General features: G+C 68.9%; 16 protein-coding genes and 1 riboswitch. Of the genes, 11 read left to right on the top strand and 5 right to left on the bottom strand.

The genetic code is table 11. From position 1 onward, the window contains the following. Window positions 1-47: 47 nt before the first annotated feature. A complete protein-coding gene (locus tag BLW82_RS31340; RefSeq protein ID WP_093503947.1) occupies window positions 48-257 on the bottom strand; it encodes a hypothetical protein in 210 nt (69 codons plus the stop codon). Between the two features lie 185 nt (window positions 258-442). On the opposite strand from BLW82_RS31340, the gene BLW82_RS31345 reads away from it, so the two are divergent. Next, window positions 443-1417, top strand: a complete 975-nt coding sequence (locus tag BLW82_RS31345) for a carbohydrate kinase family protein (RefSeq protein WP_093503949.1) — start codon at window positions 443-445, stop codon at window positions 1415-1417. Between the two features lie 60 nt (window positions 1418-1477). Here the strand turns inward: BLW82_RS31345 and BLW82_RS31350 are convergent, their stop codons facing one another. Continuing rightward, window positions 1478-2854 (bottom strand): cysteine desulfurase/sulfurtransferase TusA family protein, encoded by a 1377-nt coding sequence (locus BLW82_RS31350; RefSeq protein WP_093503951.1) that lies wholly within the window; start codon window positions 2852-2854, stop codon window positions 1478-1480. Between the two features lie 290 nt (window positions 2855-3144). Here BLW82_RS31350 and coxB point away from each other — a divergent pair, with 290 nt between their 5' ends. The 4 genes from coxB (at window position 3145) to BLW82_RS31370 (ending at window position 7656) form a co-directional block, all read left to right on the top strand. Continuing rightward, the gene (gene coxB / locus BLW82_RS31355) at window positions 3145-4107 is read left to right on the top strand and encodes an aa3-type cytochrome oxidase subunit II (protein ID WP_093503953.1); all 963 of its coding nucleotides are present in this window, start codon (window positions 3145-3147) and stop codon (window positions 4105-4107) included. Next, window positions 4104-5837, top strand: coding sequence for an aa3-type cytochrome oxidase subunit I (ctaD, locus tag BLW82_RS31360; RefSeq protein ID WP_093503956.1), 1734 nt, complete (start codon window positions 4104-4106; stop codon window positions 5835-5837). The genes coxB and ctaD overlap by 4 nt, the downstream gene beginning before the upstream one ends. Next, the gene (locus BLW82_RS31365) at window positions 5834-6232 is read left to right on the top strand and encodes a cytochrome c oxidase subunit 4 (RefSeq protein ID WP_093503960.1); all 399 of its coding nucleotides are present in this window, start codon (window positions 5834-5836) and stop codon (window positions 6230-6232) included. The genes ctaD and BLW82_RS31365 overlap by 4 nt, the downstream gene beginning before the upstream one ends. Window positions 6233-6393: 161 nt before the next feature. Then, complete coding sequence (locus tag BLW82_RS31370; RefSeq protein ID WP_093503962.1) at window positions 6394-7656, top strand: L,D-transpeptidase; 1263 nt, start codon at window positions 6394-6396, stop codon at window positions 7654-7656. A 110-nt stretch (window positions 7657-7766) separates the two neighbouring features. On the opposite strand, the gene BLW82_RS31375 is transcribed toward BLW82_RS31370, so the two are convergent. Then, window positions 7767-8168, bottom strand: a complete 402-nt coding sequence (locus tag BLW82_RS31375) for a response regulator (protein ID WP_093503963.1) — start codon at window positions 8166-8168, stop codon at window positions 7767-7769. 178 nt (window positions 8169-8346) lie between these two features. Here BLW82_RS31375 and BLW82_RS31380 point away from each other — a divergent pair, with 178 nt between their 5' ends. The 6 genes from BLW82_RS31380 to BLW82_RS31405 all read left to right on the top strand — a co-directional run bounded on the left by BLW82_RS31380 (window position 8347) and on the right by BLW82_RS31405 (window position 15577). Further along, window positions 8347-8967: an aa3-type cytochrome oxidase subunit III gene (locus tag BLW82_RS31380; RefSeq protein ID WP_093503965.1), complete on the top strand. Its 621-nt coding sequence runs from the start codon at window positions 8347-8349 to the stop codon at window positions 8965-8967. 77 nt (window positions 8968-9044) lie between these two features. After that, window positions 9045-9857, top strand: coding sequence for a cytochrome bc1 complex diheme cytochrome c subunit (locus tag BLW82_RS31385; RefSeq protein ID WP_093503967.1), 813 nt, complete (start codon window positions 9045-9047; stop codon window positions 9855-9857). Next, window positions 9854-10915, top strand: coding sequence for a cytochrome bc1 complex Rieske iron-sulfur subunit (locus BLW82_RS31390; RefSeq protein ID WP_093503969.1), 1062 nt, complete (start codon window positions 9854-9856; stop codon window positions 10913-10915). The genes BLW82_RS31385 and BLW82_RS31390 overlap by 4 nt, the downstream gene beginning before the upstream one ends. Continuing rightward, complete coding sequence (locus BLW82_RS31395) at window positions 10912-12552, top strand: cytochrome bc1 complex cytochrome b subunit (RefSeq protein ID WP_093503971.1); 1641 nt, start codon at window positions 10912-10914, stop codon at window positions 12550-12552. Before BLW82_RS31390 ends, BLW82_RS31395 begins: the two co-directional genes overlap by 4 nt. Before the next feature lie 131 nt (window positions 12553-12683). After that, window positions 12684-13748 (top strand): anthranilate phosphoribosyltransferase, encoded by a 1065-nt coding sequence (gene trpD / locus BLW82_RS31400; RefSeq protein ID WP_093503973.1) that lies wholly within the window; start codon window positions 12684-12686, stop codon window positions 13746-13748. A gap of 190 nt (window positions 13749-13938) precedes the next feature. Further along, window positions 13939-14055: riboswitch (SAM riboswitch) on the top strand. Between the two features lie 160 nt (window positions 14056-14215). Further along, a complete protein-coding gene (locus BLW82_RS31405) occupies window positions 14216-15577 on the top strand; it encodes an aminotransferase class V-fold PLP-dependent enzyme (protein WP_093503975.1) in 1362 nt (453 codons plus the stop codon). A 184-nt stretch (window positions 15578-15761) separates the two neighbouring features. Here BLW82_RS31405 and BLW82_RS31410 read toward each other — a convergent pair whose 3' ends face one another. Together BLW82_RS31410 and BLW82_RS31415 are read right to left on the bottom strand one after the other, a co-directional pair. Continuing rightward, complete coding sequence (locus BLW82_RS31410) at window positions 15762-16043, bottom strand: Lrp/AsnC family transcriptional regulator (protein WP_093503977.1); 282 nt, start codon at window positions 16041-16043, stop codon at window positions 15762-15764. Next, window positions 16040-16783 carry a rhomboid family intramembrane serine protease gene (locus tag BLW82_RS31415; protein ID WP_093508387.1) on the bottom strand — a complete coding sequence of 248 codons (744 nt, stop codon included), beginning with the start codon at window positions 16781-16783 and terminating at the stop codon, window positions 16040-16042. Before BLW82_RS31415 ends, BLW82_RS31410 begins: the two co-directional genes overlap by 4 nt. Between the last annotated feature and the right edge of the window lie 9 nt (window positions 16784-16792).

Below are 16792 nucleotides of genomic sequence, written 5' to 3' on the forward strand. Positions count from 1 at the left end.
ACGCGGGAGGGGAGCGCGCGGTTCCCTGGGAACGCGCCGGGCGGAACTCAGTCGCCGTAGTCGGACATCGCGTCCAGGAGTCTGGCGGACTTCTTCGGCACGGTCACCCCGTGGATGAGTGACGGCGGCACCGGACGGGCATCGCTGTGATCGGGAACAGCCCAGTGCGGAGCCATCCGGGCGCAGTCCCCGCGCAGCGACGCGAGGTCGCCGTCGAGGTCGGCCGGAGCGGGGGCGTGGACCTTGAGGTTCGTCATGACGGAACGGTAAGCACGCCGCGGGCCGCGAAGAAAGATCTACTATCGGGTAGTTTTGGCACCTTCAGAGCGCCCACGCCGACCCGGTAGCGTTAACTGTCAATAACGCCCGCCCGTCGCCCGCCGCCACCCTTCCAACGAGCGCTATCGCGCGCCCCTTCTTTTTCCTCAGGAGAGTCCCAGCCGTGCGCATCGCAGTCACCGGCTCCATCGCCACCGACCACCTCATGACCTTCCCCGGCCGCTTCGCCGACCAGTTCGTCGCGGACCAGCTGCACACGGTCTCGCTGTCCTTCCTGGTCGACAACCTGGACGTGCGGCGCGGCGGCGTCGGCGCGAACATCGCGTTCGGCATGGGACAGCTCGGCACCCGGCCGATCCTGGTCGGCGCCGCGGGCTTCGACTTCGACGAGTACCGCGCCTGGCTCGACCGGCACGGCGTCGACACGGACTCCGTCCGCATCTCCGAGACCCTGCACACCGCGCGTTTCGTGTGCACGACCGACGCCGACCACAACCAGATCGGCTCCTTCTACACGGGTGCGATGAGCGAGGCCCGCCTGATCGAGCTCAAGACGGTCGCCGACCGGGTCGGCGGACTGGACCTGGTCCTGATCGGCGCGGACGACCCGGAGGGCATGCTCCGCCACACGGAGGAGTGCCGGGCCCGGTCCATCCCCTTCGCCGCCGACTTCTCCCAGCAGATCGCCCGGATGAACGGCGACGAGATCCGGATACTGCTGGAGGGCGCGACGTACCTCTTCTCCAACGAGTACGAGAAGGGGCTCATCGAGACGAAGACCGGCTGGAGCGACGAGGAGATCCTCGCGAAGGTCGGCCACCGGGTCACGACGCTGGGTGCGCGCGGCGTCCGTATCGAGCGGGTCGGCGAGGACCCGATCGAGGTCGGCTGCCCCGACGAGGAGCGCAAGGCCGACCCGACGGGCGTCGGCGACGCGTTCCGCGCCGGGTTCCTCTCGGGCCTCGCGTGGGGGGTCTCGCTGGAGCGGGCGGCCCAGGTGGGCTGCATGCTGGCGACCCTCGTCATCGAGACGGTGGGCACGCAGGAGTACCAGCTGCGCCGGGGGCACTTCATGGAGCGGTTCACCAAGGCGTACGGGGACGAGGCCGCGGAAGAGGTCCGGGGTCATCTCGTCTGATCTCGGGTGCGGGCGCGTGGGGGCTCGGTCGCGCAGTTCCCCACGCCCCTGACGGGGCGCTCAGCTCACCCGGCGTACCGAGTACGCCGTTCCCCGTTCGGCCGGTTCCTCGCCCACGTACTCCTGGCCCCGCATCTCGCACCACGCCGGGATGTCCAGGCGTGCCGCCTCGTCGTCCGACAGGACACGCACCGTGCCGCCCACCGGCACGGTGCCGATGACCTTCGCCAGCTCGATGACGGGGATCGGGCACCGCTTGCCCAAGGCGTCCACGACGAGTACGTCCGCCTGGACGGCCGCGACCGGCACCGGCGCCCCCAGCTTCTCCCGCACCCCGGCCACCACCCCCGGCAACACCTCCAGGAACCGCTCCACGTCGTCCCCGGCCGCCCCCGCCGGCAGCGACACCCGCACGTTCCCCTCACTCAGCACACCCATCGCCTTCAGCACATGGCTCGGCGTCAGGGTGCTGCTCGTGCAGGACGACCCGGAGGAGACCGAGAAACCCTCCCGGTCCAGCTCGTGCAGCAGTGTCTCCCCATCGACATAGAGACAGGAGAAGGTGACGACCCCGGGCAGCCGCCGCTCCGCGTCGCCCACCACCTCCACGTCCGGCACCAACTCCGGTACCCGCGCCCGGATCCGTGCCGTCAGCTCCCGCAGCCGTGCGGCCTCCCGCTCCGCCTCCGCCCGCACGGCCCGCAGCGACGCGGCCGCCGCGACGATCGCCGGCAGGTTCTCGAAGCCGGGCGCCCGCCCCGACTCCCGCTCGTCCGAGGCTCCTTGGACGGCGAACCGCACCCCCTTGCGGACGACCAGCAGCCCGACCCCGCTCGGCCCGCCCCATTTGTGCGCACTCGCCGTCAGCAGTGACCAGTCGCCCGCCACCCGCTCCCACCCCAGCGACTGCGCCGCGTCCACCAGCAACGGCACCCCGGCCGCCCGGCACACCTCGGCCACCGCCGCCACCGGCTGTACGGTCCCCACCTCGTGGTTGGCCGACTGGAGGCAGGCGAGCGCGGTGTCCGGCCTCAGAGCGGCCTCGTAGGAGCCGGCGTCCACTGCTCCCGTCCGTGCCACCGGCACCCGGGTCACCTGTCCACCCTCCGCCTCGAACACCTCGGCCGAATGGAGTACCGAGGAGTGTTCGACGGCTGACACGATCAGGTGACGTCCGACGCGACGACGACCGGCCAACGCCCCGGCGACACCCGTATGGACGGCCCGTGTGCCCGATGGAGTGAACGTCAGCTCGTCCGGCCGGCAGCCGACGGCCTCGGCGGCCGCCTCCCGGGCGGCGTCCAGCAGCATGCGCGCCTTGCGCCCCTCGCGGTACAGCCGGGAGGGGTCCGCCCAGCCGTCGTCCAAGGCGGCCAACAACGCCTGACGGGCGACAGGATGAAGGGGAGCGGCGGACGCGGCGTCAAAGTAGGGCACACGGCAACGGTAGAACGCCGGTGGAACACTCGACCTCCGGGGCGCGGGGAACCGCGCGACCAGCCCCCACCCGCGCACGAAACCCCACCAACCCGAGCTATTGGGCGCCCAATCCCACCCCAACCGAGTGACAGGCGACGCGTATGCCCCCCTCCCCGCGAACCCCCGGAGGGCGTCGGCTAGGGTTTGGTCCGCATAAACATCCAAACCCCTGCCCGACGCAGGGCGGCGACCGACCAGCGAGAAGGCCGCAGCCGACCGCGCGGGCGAGACTCTCGGGAAGGCGCTACGTGAGTCCCAACGGCTCCGACCGCTCGCCGCGGCGCCCGATGCGGCGGAAGCTGCTGCAGGCAATGACCGCGGGCCTGGTCCTGGTATCCGCTACCGGATGCACATACAAGGACTTCCCCCGCCTTGGTATGCCCACCCCGACCACGGAAGAGGCTCCGCGGATCCTCTCCCTGTGGCAGGGCTCCTGGGCCGCCGCGCTCGCCGTCGGCGTGCTGGTGTGGGGTCTGATCATCTGGAGCGCCATCTTCCACCGGCGCAGCCGCACCAAGATCGAAGTCCCGGCCCAGACCCGGTACAACATGCCGATCGAGGCGCTGTACACGGTGGTGCCGCTCATCATCGTCTCCGTGCTGTTCTACTTCACGGCGCGCGACGAGACGAAGCTGCTCAGCCTCACCGACAAGAAGCCGGACGTCACGGTCAACGTGGTCGGCTTCCAGTGGAGCTGGGGCTTCAACTACATCACGCCCGTCGACGGTGTCACCGGCGACGCGAAGACCGACGCGAACCTGGCCGCCATCCCGGACCGGTTCAAGAACGAATTCCCGGCAGCCGCCGGTGGCGTCTACGACGTCGGTACGCCGGGCACGAAGAACCCGCAGACCGGCAACCCCGGTCCGACGCTGTGGCTCCCCAAGGGGGAGACCGTCCGCTTCGTCCTCACCTCGCGTGACGTCATCCACTCCTTCTGGGTGGTGCCGTTCCTGATGAAGATGGACGTCATCCCGGGCCACACCAACGCGTTCCAGGTGACTCCGAACCAGGAGGGCACCTTCCGCGGCAAGTGCGCCGAGCTCTGCGGCGTCGACCACTCCCGGATGCTGTTCAACGTGAAGGTCGTCTCGCCCGAGCGCTACCAGCAGCACCTCAAGGACCTCGTCAAGAAGGGGCAGACCGGTTACATTCCCGCCGGCATCGCGCAGACGAGCCACGAGAAGAACCGGGAGACGAACAACCTGTGAGCATCCTCAACGAACCCCAGGGTGCCGCGGCAGCTGAAGGCACTTACGCAGATGAGCTGCCGGTCAGGCGCAAGCAGCCCGGCAACGTGGTCATCAAGTGGCTCACCACCACCGACCACAAGACCATCGGAACGCTGTATCTGGTCACGTCGTTCGCGTTCTTCCTGATCGGCGGTGTGATGGCGCTGCTGATGCGCGCCGAGCTCGCTCGCCCCGGTCTGCAGATCATGTCGAACGAGCAGTTCAACCAGGCGTTCACGATGCACGGCACGATCATGCTGCTGATGTTCGCGACGCCGCTGTTCGCCGGCTTCACGAACTGGATCATGCCGCTCCAGATCGGCGCACCGGACGTCGCGTTCCCGCGGCTGAACATGTTCGCCTACTGGCTCTACCTGTTCGGCTCGACCATCGCGGTCGGCGGCTTCCTCACCCCGCAGGGCGCGGCCGACTTCGGCTGGTTCGCCTACTCCCCGCTGTCGGACGCGGTCCGCTCGCCGGGCATCGGCGCCGACATGTGGATCATGGGTCTGGCCTTCTCCGGCTTCGGCACCATCCTCGGCGCGGTCAACTTCATCACCACGATCATCTGCATGCGGGCCCCGGGCATGACCATGTTCCGCATGCCGATCTTCGTGTGGAACGTACTGCTGACCGCCGTGCTGGTCCTGCTCGCCTTCCCCGTGCTCGCCGCCGCGCTGTTCGCGCTGGAGGCGGATCGGAAATTCGGGGCACATGTCTTCGACGCGGCGAACGGCGGGGCACTGCTCTGGCAACACCTCTTCTGGTTCTTCGGCCATCCAGAGGTGTACATCATCGCCCTGCCGTTCTTCGGCATCATCTCCGAGGTCATCCCGGTCTTCTCCCGCAAGCCGATGTTCGGCTACATGGGTCTGGTGGCCGCGACCATCTCGATCGCCGGTCTGTCCGTGACCGTGTGGGCCCACCACATGTACGTCACCGGCGGTGTGCTGCTGCCGTTCTTCTCGTTCATGACCTTCCTGATCGCGGTCCCGACCGGTGTGAAGTTCTTCAACTGGATCGGCACCATGTGGAAGGGCTCGCTGTCCTTCGAGACACCGATGCTCTGGGCGACCGGCTTCCTGATCACCTTCACCTTCGGTGGTCTGACCGGTGTCATCCTGGCCTCGCCGCCGATGGACTTCCACGTGTCCGACTCGTACTTCGTGGTGGCGCACTTCCACTACGTCGTCTTCGGCACGGTCGTCTTCGCGATGTTCTCCGGCTTCCACTTCTGGTGGCCGAAGATGACCGGCAAGATGCTCGACGAGCGGCTCGGGAAGATCACCTTCTGGACGCTGTTCATCGGCTTCCACGGCACCTTCCTGGTCCAGCACTGGCTCGGCGCCGAGGGCATGCCCCGTCGTTACGCCGACTACCTGGCGGCCGACGGCTTCACCACGCTGAACACGATCTCGTCGATCAGTTCCTTCCTGCTCGGCCTGTCGATCCTGCCGTTCCTCTACAACGTGTGGAAGACGGCCAAGTACGGCAAGCCGGTCGGCGTGGACGACCCGTGGGGCTACGGCCGTTCGCTGGAGTGGGCGACCTCCTGCCCGCCGCCGCGGCACAACTTCGTCACCCTGCCGCGGATCCGCAGCGAATCGCCGGCGTTCGACCTGCACCACCCTGAGATCGCCGCCCTGGAGCAGCTGGAGCACGGTCAGGCCGTCGCCGCTGTCGCGGGCAGCAAGGAGGCCGGCAAGTGAAGATCCAGGGCCGCATGTTCGTGTGGCTGAGTGTCTTCGTCCTCGTCATCGCGATCGTCTATGGCGTGTGGTCGAAGGAACCGGCCGGTACCACGGCGCTCTTCCTGGCCTTCGGCCTGTGCATCATGATCGGCTTCTACCTGGGCTTCACCGCCTCGCGCGTCGACGCGGGCGCCCAGGACAACAAGGAGGCCGACGTCGCGGACGAGGCCGGCGAGATCGGTTTCTTCAGTCCGCACAGCTGGCAGCCGCTCGCCCTGGGCGTCGGCGGCGCGCTGGCCTTCCTCGGTGTTGCCGTCGGCTGGTGGCTGCTGTACTTCTCGGCACCCATCATCATGATCGGCCTCTTCGGCTGGGTGTTCGAGTACTACCGCGGTGAGAACCGCACCCAGTAGGCACGTGCCGCACACCACGGGAGCCCGGACCCTCCGTCAGGAGGGTCCGGGCTCCCGCCGTTTCCCGCCGTTTCCGGCCGGTCGCGCCTTCGGCGCAGCACCCGTCACCCGTCCGGGTCAACTGCCGCGCCGGTCCGGAAAACATCTCATAGCGTGACAGTATGAGTCACTCTCCGTGCGCCCGTACCGTCGTCAGCTGCACCCTGCTGGTGATCGCCCTCGGAGCGGGCGTCACCGCCTGCGGTTCGGACGGCAACCCCCTCGCGGACAAGCCGTACGACGCGGCGGACCAGATCTCCTTCAACACGCCCACCGGGACGGGGAAGCGGGCCGACCCCGACAAGCCGCTGGAGGTCGTCGCCAAGAGCGACGAGGACCGCATCACGGACGTCACGGCCCAGGACGCCACCGGCCGCTTCGTGGCGGGCGAACTCGACGCCGACGGCCGCCGCTGGCACAGCACCTCCCCGCTGGCCGCCAACGCCCATTACACGGTCCAGGTCAGCACCGAGGACGAGAACGGCGCACCCGGCCGCAAGACCCTCACCTTCGACACCAGCACGCCCACCACCCGGCAGCGGCTGAAGGTCACCTTCGGCCCCAAGGCCGGCGAGTACGGCGTGGGCCAGCCGGTCACCGCCCAGCTGGACCACCCGATCAAGGACAAGGCCCAGCGCGCCATCGTCGAGCGCGCCCTCAGGGTCGACTCCGTCCCGGCCGTGGAGGGCTCCTGGTACTGGGTGAGCGACAAGGAACTCCACTACCGGCCCAAGGACTACTGGCCCGCCCACGCCACCATCCAGGTGCACAGCAACCTGGACGGCATCCGGATCAGCGACCGCCTGTGGGGCGGCCCGGCCACCCCCCTCAAGCTCACCACGGGCGCCAAGCTCCTCGCCGTCACGGACGCCGCCGCACACCAGTTGACGGTCTACAAGGACGACAAGGAGATCAACCAGATCCCCGTCACCACCGGCAAACCGGGCTTCGAGACCCGCAACGGCGTCAAGGTCGTCCTGGAGAAGCAGTACTTCGTACGCATGCGCGGCACCACGGTCGGCATCGCCGAGGGCACCTCGGACTCGTACGACCTGCCGGTCTACTACGCCACCCGGGTCACCTGGTCGGGCGAGTACGTGCACGCCGCGCCCTGGTCGGTGGGCTCCCAGGGCTACGAGAACGTCAGCCACGGCTGCACCGGCATGAGCACCTCGAACGCCGAGTGGTTCTTCGACACCTTCCACCCGGGCGACCTGGTGAAGGTCGTCAACTCCAACGGCAAGACGATGGAGAACTTCGGCAACGGCTTCGGCGACTGGAACCTCACCTGGCAGAACTGGCGCAAGGGCAGCGCCCTCGCCGACGGCACCCAGGGCGGCCCGAGGCCCCAGGACGCGGCACGGCTCCAGCCGACGTCGGTGTGACGCGCCCCGAAGGGACGCGGGGCGGTAGTCGACATGCGGCTACCGCCGCGCGGGCGCGAACAGCCCCCAGCGGGCCGCACCCGCGCACGAGACCCGCGCCCCGCCCCCTCCTAGGCGCTCAGCAGCCTCTTCTGCCGCAGCAGGGACGCCAGCGCCCCCGCGAACTCCACCGGCTCCACAGGCAGCGTCACAGCCGCGTCCGCGCGGCTCCACGTGGCCAGCCACGCATCCTGCGGCCGGCCGATCAGCAACAGCACCGGCGGGCAGTTGAACACCTCGTCCTTGATCTGCCGGCACATGCCCATGCCCCCCATCGGCACGGCCTCGCCGTCCAGGACGCACACGTCGATCCCGCCCTTGTCCAGCTCGGCGAGCACCGCCGCAGGCGTCGCGCACTCCACGAACTCGACGAACGGCACATCGGGAGCCGGCCGCCGGCCGGCGGCGAGCCGCACCTGCTCGCGGGTGTTGGAATCGTCGCTGTAGACCAGCACCGTGGCGGTCGGCTGCATTGTTCCTCCGAGACGTCAGCGTCGTACGGACAGGACCGATGCGCCGGATGCTACTCCCCTGAACACCTCGTCAACACCTGTTGGAACACCGCTTCGATGGGCCATCCGGGCACTACACAGGGGGCGGACACTCCGAACGGCACCCCCCGGAGTGAGCGCGAGATAAGCGACCGACATAATGTCGGTCGTGGCGACAGCAACGACAGTAGATACCGGGCACGCGCACCCGTCGGTCAACAGGCCGAACCTCACCAGCGTCGGAACCATCATCTGGCTGAGTTCCGAGCTGATGTTCTTCGCGGCCCTCTTCGCGATGTACTTCACCCTGCGATCGGTGACCGGCGAGGCTCACTGGAAGGAGATGGCGAGTCACCTCGACATCCCCTTCTCGGCGACCAACACCACGATCCTGGTGCTCTCCTCCCTCACCTGCCAGCTCGGCGTGTTCGCCGCCGAGCGCGGGGACGTGAAGAAGCTCCGGGGCTGGTTCATCGTCACCTTCATCATGGGTGCGATCTTCATCGGCGGTCAGATCTACGAGTACACGAACCTGGTCAGGACGGACGGGATCTCCCTGTCCTCCGACCCGTACGGTTCGGTGTTCTACCTGACCACCGGGTTCCACGGCATGCACGTGACGGGCGGCCTCATCGCCTTCCTGTTCGTCCTGGGGCGCACCTACGCGGCGAAGAGGTTCACGCACGAGCAGGCGACCGCGGCCATCGTCGTGTCCTACTACTGGCACTTCGTCGATGTCGTGTGGATCGGCCTCTTCGCCACGATCTACCTGATCAAGTAGCCGGGCCGGCACCACGCGCCGCAGAAGCGCACTTTCCAGAAGCATCGACGCAGAAGATCCTGACACCGGGGTAATCCGTGAAAAAGCTCTCCGCACGACGACGCCATCCGCTGGCGGCGGTCGTCGTCCTACTCCTCGCGCTGGCATGCACAGGGGGGCTGTACGCCGCGTTCGCACCCGCGGGCAAGGCGCAGGCCGATGAAACATCCCAGTCCCTGACCATCGAAGAGGGCAAGAAGCTCTACTCGGTCGGTTGCGCCAGCTGCCACGGCACCGGCGGTCAGGGTTCGTCCGACGGCCCCAGCCTGGTGGGCGTGGGCGCCGCGGCCGTCGACTTCCAGGTCGGCACCGGCCGTATGCCGGCCGCCACCTCGCAGGGCCCGCAGGTCGTCAAGAAGAAGAACATCTACACCCAGGCCCAGATCGACCAGCTCGCGGCGTACGTCGCCTCGCTGGGCGCCGGTCCCGAGGTCCCGACCGCGGAGCAGTACGGCCCGGACGGTGCCGACATCGCCAAGGGTGGCGAGCTCTTCCGCACCAACTGCGCGCAGTGCCACAACTTCGTGGGCTCGGGCGGTGCGCTGACCAAGGGCAAGTTCGCCCCGAGCCTTGAGAACGTCGCCCCCAAGCACGTCTACGAGGCCATGCAGACGGGCCCGCAGAACATGCCGTCCTTCCCCGACACCACGCTGACGGAGAAGAACAAGAAGGACATCATCGCGTACCTGAACGCGGTCAACAGCAGCAACACGGAGAACCCCGGCGGCCTCAACCTGGGCGGCCTCGGGCCGGTCAGCGAGGGTCTGTTCGCCTGGATCTTCGGTCTCGGTGCACTGATCGCGGTCGCCGTCTGGGTCGCCGCTCGGACCGCAAAGGCCAAGAAGTCATGAGTAGCCAAGACATTCCAGAAGAGAACCTGCCCGCTGAGCAGGACCACCACGCGCACGGCGCGGTGAGCGTCGCGGACGAGAGGGACCCCTTCTCGGACCCGGGTCTGCCGCCCCACGAGCACCGGATCCAGGACATCGACGAGCGGGCCGCCAAGCGGTCCGAGCGCGTCGTGGCCACGCTGTTCACGGTGTCGATGCTGGCCACGGCCGGCTTCATCGCCTCCTATGTGACGATCCCCAAAGACAAGTCGATCTTCGTCTTCCCGATCGGTCACATCAGCGCGCTGAACTTCGCCCTGGGCCTCACCCTCGGCGCGGCGCTGTTCTGCATCGGCGCGGGCGCGGTCCACTGGGCCCGCACCCTGATGTCCGACGTGGAGGTCGCCGACGAGCGGCACGCCATCTCGGCCCCGCCGGAGGTCAAGGCCAAGGTCCTGGCCGACTTCAAGCAGGGCGCGAAGGAGTCGGCGATCGGCCGGCGCAAGCTGATCCGCACCACGATGTTCGGCGCGCTGACCCTGGTCCCGCTCTCCGGCGTCGTGCTGCTGCGCGACCTCGGCCCGCTGCCCGGCACCTCGCTGCGCCACACGGCGTGGTCGAAGGGCAAGCTGCTCGTCAACATGAACACCAACGAGCCGCTGCGTCCCTCCGACGTCGCCGTCGGCTCGCTGACCTTCGCCAAGCCCGAGGGCGTCGAGGAGTCCCAGGAGGACTTCCAGAACGTGATGGCGAAGGCGGCCCTGATGATCATCCGGCTGCAGCCGGACAACATCAAGGACAAGCGCGAGCTCGAGTGGTCACACGAGGGCATCGTCGCCTTCTCGAAGATCTGCACCCACGTGGGCTGCCCGATCTCGCTGTACGAGCAGCAGACCCACCACGTGCTCTGCCCGTGCCACCAGTCCACCTTCGACCTCTCCGACGGAGCCCGAGTGATCTTCGGCCCGGCCGGCCACGCCCTGCCGCAGCTGCGCATCGGCGTGAGCGAGGAGGGCTACCTCCAGGCGCTCGGCGACTTCGACGAGCCCGTCGGTCCTGCCTTCTGGGAGCGCGGATGAGCACTAACGAGAACTCCGAGTACCGCGCCGAGCGCGGTCAGGCACCGGCCGGCGAGCGCATCGCCGACTGGGCCGACGGACGGCTCGGGATCTACTCCCTGGCCAAGTCCAACATGCGCAAGATCTTCCCCGACCACTGGTCGTTCATGTTGGGCGAAGTGTGCATGTACAGCTTCATCATCATCATCCTGACGGGTGTGTACCTGACGCTGTTCTTCCACCCCTCGATGAACGAGGTGGTGTACCACGGCAGCTACGTCCCGCTCCAGGGACAGATGATGTCCGAGGCGTTCAGCTCGACCCTGCACATCTCCTTCGACGTGCGCGGTGGCCTGCTCATCCGGCAGATCCACCACTGGGCCGCGCTGATCTTCCTCGCTGGCATGTTCGTGCACATGATGCGCGTGTTCTTCACCGGCGCGTTCCGCAAGCCGCGTGAGATCAACTGGCTGTTCGGCTTCCTGCTGTTCGTCCTGGGCATGTTCACCGGCTTCACCGGTTACTCGCTCCCGGACGACCTGCTCTCCGGCACCGGTGTCCGCTTCACCGAGGGCGCCATCCTGTCGATGCCGATCGTCGGCACGTACATCTCGTACTTCCTCTTCGGCGGCGAGTTCCCCGGCCACGACTTCGTGGGGCGGTTCTACTCGATCCACATCCTGCTGCTGCCGGGCATCATGCTCGGCCTGATGGTGGGCCACCTGATCCTGGTCTTCTACCACAAGCACACGCAGTTCGCGGGCCCCGGAAAGACCGAGAAGAACGTCGTCGGCATGCCGCTGCTGCCGGTCTACATGGCCAAGGCCGGAGGCTTCTTCTTCCTGGTCTTCGGTGTCATCGCGGCCATCGCGGCGACCACCCAGATCAACCCGATCTGGGCCATGGGCCCCTACCGTCCGGACCAGGTGTCCACCGGCGCCCAGCCCGACTGGTACATGGGCTTCGCCGAGGGCCTGATCCGCTACATGCCCGGCTGGGAGATCAACTTCTGGGGCCACACCCTGGTCCTGGGCGTCTTCATCCCGCTGGTCCTGTTCGGGCTGGTGCTGGGCGCGATCGCGGTCTACCCGTTCATCGAGTCCTGGGTCACCGGTGACAAGAGCGAGCACCACATCCTGGACCGCCCGCGCAACGCCCCGACCCGTACCGGGTTCGGTGTGGCCTGGGTGACCGTGTACATGGTGGGCCTGATCGGTGGTGGCAACGACCTCATCGCCACCCACTTCCACCTGTCGATCAACGACGTGACCTGGTTCGTCCGGATCTTCTTCTTCGCCGGACCGGTGATCGCGTTCATCGTGACCAAGCGCATCTGCCTCGGCCTGCAGCGCCGGGACCGCGACAAGGTGCTGCACGGCCGCGAGACCGGCATCATCAAGCGGCTGCCGCACGGTGAGTTCATCGAGGTCCACGAGCCGCTCTCGCAGGAGCAGCTGCACACCCTCACGGCGCACCACCAGTACGAGCCGGCCCAGGTCGGCCCGGCGGTCGACGAGAACGGTGTCGAGCGCAAGATCAAGGGCTCCGAGAAGCTCCGCGCCAAGCTGAGCAACGCCTACTACGGCGAGGACAACCAGATCCCGAAGCCGACTGTCGAGGAGTACAAGGAGATCACGAGCGGCCACGGCCACCACTGATCGACGCGTCGCCACGCCACGGTCGAAGGGCCCCCGCCCGGTGTACGGACGGGGGCCCTTCGCCGTGCTCGGAGCTGGATAGGGTAGCTCTGAGAACCTCTGTTGCCCGTACGACGATCAGGAGCGGCTTTATGAGCGCTGTGACCCCCGCTGGAGGCGACACCGCGGCGGGCCGTTCCTGGCCCGGGGTACTGAACGCGCTCCTGTACGGACAGGACCAGAGCTCCGACGCGACGGCCTGGGCGATGGACCAGATCATGCGCGGCCAGGCCACCGACGCCCAGATCGCGGGCTTCGTCGTCGCCCTGCGGGCCAAGGGCGAGACGGTCGACGAGATCAACGGCCTGGTCCGCGCCATGTACGCGCACGCCAACGTCATCGAGGTACCGGGCCGCACCGTCGACATCGTCGGCACCGGCGGCGACGGTGCCAAGACGGTGAACATCTCCACGATGTCGGCGCTCGTGGTGGCCGGCACCGGTGCGAAGGTCGTCAAGCACGGCAACCGGGCCGCGTCCTCCGCGTCCGGGGCATCGGACGTCCTGGAGAAGCTCGGCGTCAACCTCGACCTGACCCCGCGGCGGGTCGCCGAGGTCGCCGAGGAGGCCGGTATCACCTTCTGCTTCGCGATCAAGTTCCACCCGGCGCTCCGGCACGCGGGCGCGGCGCGCGGCCAGCTGGGCATCCGCACGGTCTTCAACATCCTCGGCCCGCTGACCAATCCGGCACGGGTCCGCGCCCAGGCCGTCGGCGTCGCCGACCCCCGCATGGCCCCCGTGGTCGCGGGCGTCTTCGCCGAACGCGGCCACTCCTCCCTCGTCTTCCGCGGCGACGACGGCCTCGACGAACTGACGACGACCGCCACGTCCCACGTCTGGATCGTCCGCGACGGCAAGGTCACGGAGGAGACCTTCGACCCCCGCGACGTCGGCATCGACCTGGTCCCCGTGGAGGCGCTGCGGGGCGGCGACCCGTCCTACAACGCGGAGGTCGCCCGCCGCCTCCTGGACGGCGAGCAGGGCCCGGTGCGGGACGCGGTACTCCTGAACTCGGCGGCGGCCCTGGTGGCCCTGGACCCGGGCGCCGGGACCCTGCCCGAGCAGCTCCGCGCCGGCATGGACAGGGCAGCCGAGTCGATCGACTCGGGTGCGGCCAAGCGGACCCTGGAGCGCTGGGCGGCGGCGACGAACAGCTAGGGGCCGGCCCAGCCGGCCGGGGTGGAGTCCGGCACCGCCGGGCTCCACCGTCGCGCTGATCGCCGTCGCGGCGTAACGAGGATTTCGGGACCGGCGCCGATGGCAAGGGCCCGGCCTCGGCACCTGGCGGTGTCCCGTCATCCGGACAGGAGTTGCGCGCTCGCGATCAGTTCACCTACGTTTCTTCCCAGGTCATGAGTGACAGTCATGAGGCCCCGGCCGACTGTCCGGCAACCCTCCGTCCGTGGCGGGGTGCCCCGGGTGAAGACCAGGCCGCAGGCAGTGAGGTCTGCGGCAAGCGCGGACCCCTCGTACACCAGGGGTCCTGGTCGTCGAGGAGTCTTCCGTGAGCAAGCGAATGCGATAGGGCCGCAGAGCCCCGCCTCCGCATCCCCCTTTTTCCCCGCCGCTGCTTGAGCGCACCCGCTCGCACGGCGGATCCCACCTGCTCACACAGGAGTTCACCCATGTCCGTCTCCACCGCTGCCGCCGCCCGGTCCGTTTGTGCCCCGCTGCCCGTTCTAGGGCGGGATGTCACCGTCCCGCTCGTCACCGGCGGCGAGGTCACCTACGCCGCCCTCGACTACGCGGCCAGCGCCCCCGCCCTCCAGCGGGTCTGGGACGACGTCGCGGCCTACGCGCCCTACTACGGCAGCGTCCACCGCGGCGCCGGCTACCTCTCCCAGCTCTCCACCGACCTCTTCGAGAACGCCCGCCGGACCGTCGCCGAGTTCCTCGACTGCCGCCCCGACGACCAGCTGGTCTTCACCCGCTCGACGACGGACTCCCTGAACCTCCTGGCCCGTGCCCTGCCCGCCGGCTGCCAGGTGTTCGTCTTCGAGACCGAGCACCACGCCTCCCTGCTGCCCTGGCAGGACGCCCGCGTCACCTACCTCGACGCCCCCCGCACCCCGCGTCAGGCCGTCGAGACCCTGGAGCGCGCCCTCGCCGGCCGTGACCCGTACGGGCCGGCCCTGGTCTGCGTCACCGGCGCCTCCAACGTCACCGGCGAGCTGTGGCCCGTACGGGAGCTCGCGGCCGCCGCGCACGCGCACGGCGCCCGGATCGTCCTGGACGCCGCCCAGCTGGCCCCGCACCACCCCGTCTCCGTCCGCGACCTGGACGTCGACTGGGTTGCCTTCTCCGGCCACAAGCTGTACGCCCCCTTCGGCTCCGGCGTCCTGGCCGGCCGCGCCGACTGGCTGCGGGCCGCCGAGCCCTACCTCGCGGGCGGCGGTGCCAGCCGCAAGGTCACCCGGCGCGAGGACGGGGGAGTGGCCGTGGAGTGGCACGAGGGCGCCGCGCGGCACGAGGCCGGCTCGCCCAACGTCATCGGCGCCTACTCCATCGCCGCCGCCTGCAAGGCGCTCACCGAGGCGGGCTTCGACACGCTGGTCGCCCGCGAGCGGCACCTGATCGAGAAGGTGCGGGCGGGGCTGGCCGAGGTCCCCGAGGTCCGGGTCCTCTCGCTCTTCGGCGACGACGCCCCGCGCGTCGGCGTGATCAGCTTCGTGGTGGACGGCTGGAACAGCTCCCACTTCGCCGCCGCCCTCTCCGCCGAGTACGGCATCGGCGTCCGCGACGGCCTCTTCTGCGCCCACCCGCTGGTCAGGACCCTGCTGGGCTCCGACCCGCAGACCCAGGGCGAGTGCGGGGCGCCGGAGGCGGCACCGGGCGAGAAGTCCCTCAACGCCATCCGGGTGAGCTTCGGGGCGGGGACGCCGGACGAGCACGTTGAGCGCTTCGTGAACGCCGTGAAGGAACTGGTGGCCCACGGCGCCAAGTGGACGTACCGCACGGAAGAAGGCCGCTGCGTCCCGGCGGTCTGATCCGGACGACCTCAGGGGCAGCGCCCCGTAAGGGGCGCGGGGAACTGGGCGACGAGCCACGACGTACCCGCGGGGGCCACGGCGCTTCGTGCCCGCTGCCGGCCGGTGGGGGCTGGTCGCTGGGGGTACCCCCAGCGCCCCTTTGGGGCGCGCTGCAGTCGGGGCGCCCCGAAAAGGTACTGCCTCAGCTGTCCAGGCCGATCGCGAACGCCGCCTCCAGGTCGTGCTGGGAGTACGTGCGGAACGCGACGTGCGTGTCCGTGCCCTCCACGCCCTGGATCTTGCTGATGCGGCCCGGGATCACCTCGGCCAGGTCCTCGTGCTCGCGCACCCGGACCATGGCGATCAGGTCGTACGTACCGGTGACGGAGAAGACCTCGCTGACGCTCTCCAGCGCGGCGATCTGTTCCGCGATCTCGGGGATCCGGTCCACGCTGGTCTTGATGAGGACGATCGCGGTGATCACGGCTGGTTCTCTCCCTCGGGTGCCGGAGCTGGGGCGACCTTCACTTTAGTGGTACGGCCGTACCGCACCCACGCGTAGCCGAACCCGAGTCCGAACCCGACCAGGTGCGCGAGGTAGGCCACGCCGGGGCCGGAGGGGGCCTGGTCCAGGGCCAGCCACTGGAGGGCCGCCCAGAAGGGGAGGACCACCCAGGCCGGGAACCGGAGCGGGAGGAAGAAGAGGAAGGGGAGGAGACTGGTCACACGGGCGCTGGGGAACAGGTACAGGAACGCTCCGAGGACCGCCGAGATCGCCCCGGACGCACCCACCAGCGACTGCGGGGACGTGGCGTTGGCGACCGCGTAGCCGAGCAGCGCGAGATAGCCGCAGCCGATGTAGAAGAGAGTGAACTCCACGCGGCCCATCCGTTCCTCGGTCATCGCCCCGAAGACGAAGAGGAAGAGCATGTTGCCGAGCAGGTGCACCCAGCTGCCGTGGATGAACAGCGCCGTGGCCGGGGTCAGCGCCTCCCGCACCGGACCGTCGAACAGGTCGGCGGGGACCACCCCCCAGTGCCGGAAGTACGCCCGCTGGGCGGCCGCGAGGGCCTCTCCGGTGCCGTAGGACGGGGTGAAGCCGGAGGCGGGGCCGAGCACGAAGATCAGGCAGCACACGGCGATCAGGGTGTACGTCATGGGTGCGGACGTGCCACGCAGGCTCCGCAGGGTCCGCGCCGCCGTGGTGTTCCAGTCGCCGATCATGGACATAGA

It is taken from the genome of Streptomyces sp. Ag109_O5-10 (assembly GCF_900105755.1).
Lineage (GTDB): Bacteria > Actinomycetota > Actinomycetes > Streptomycetales > Streptomycetaceae > Streptomyces.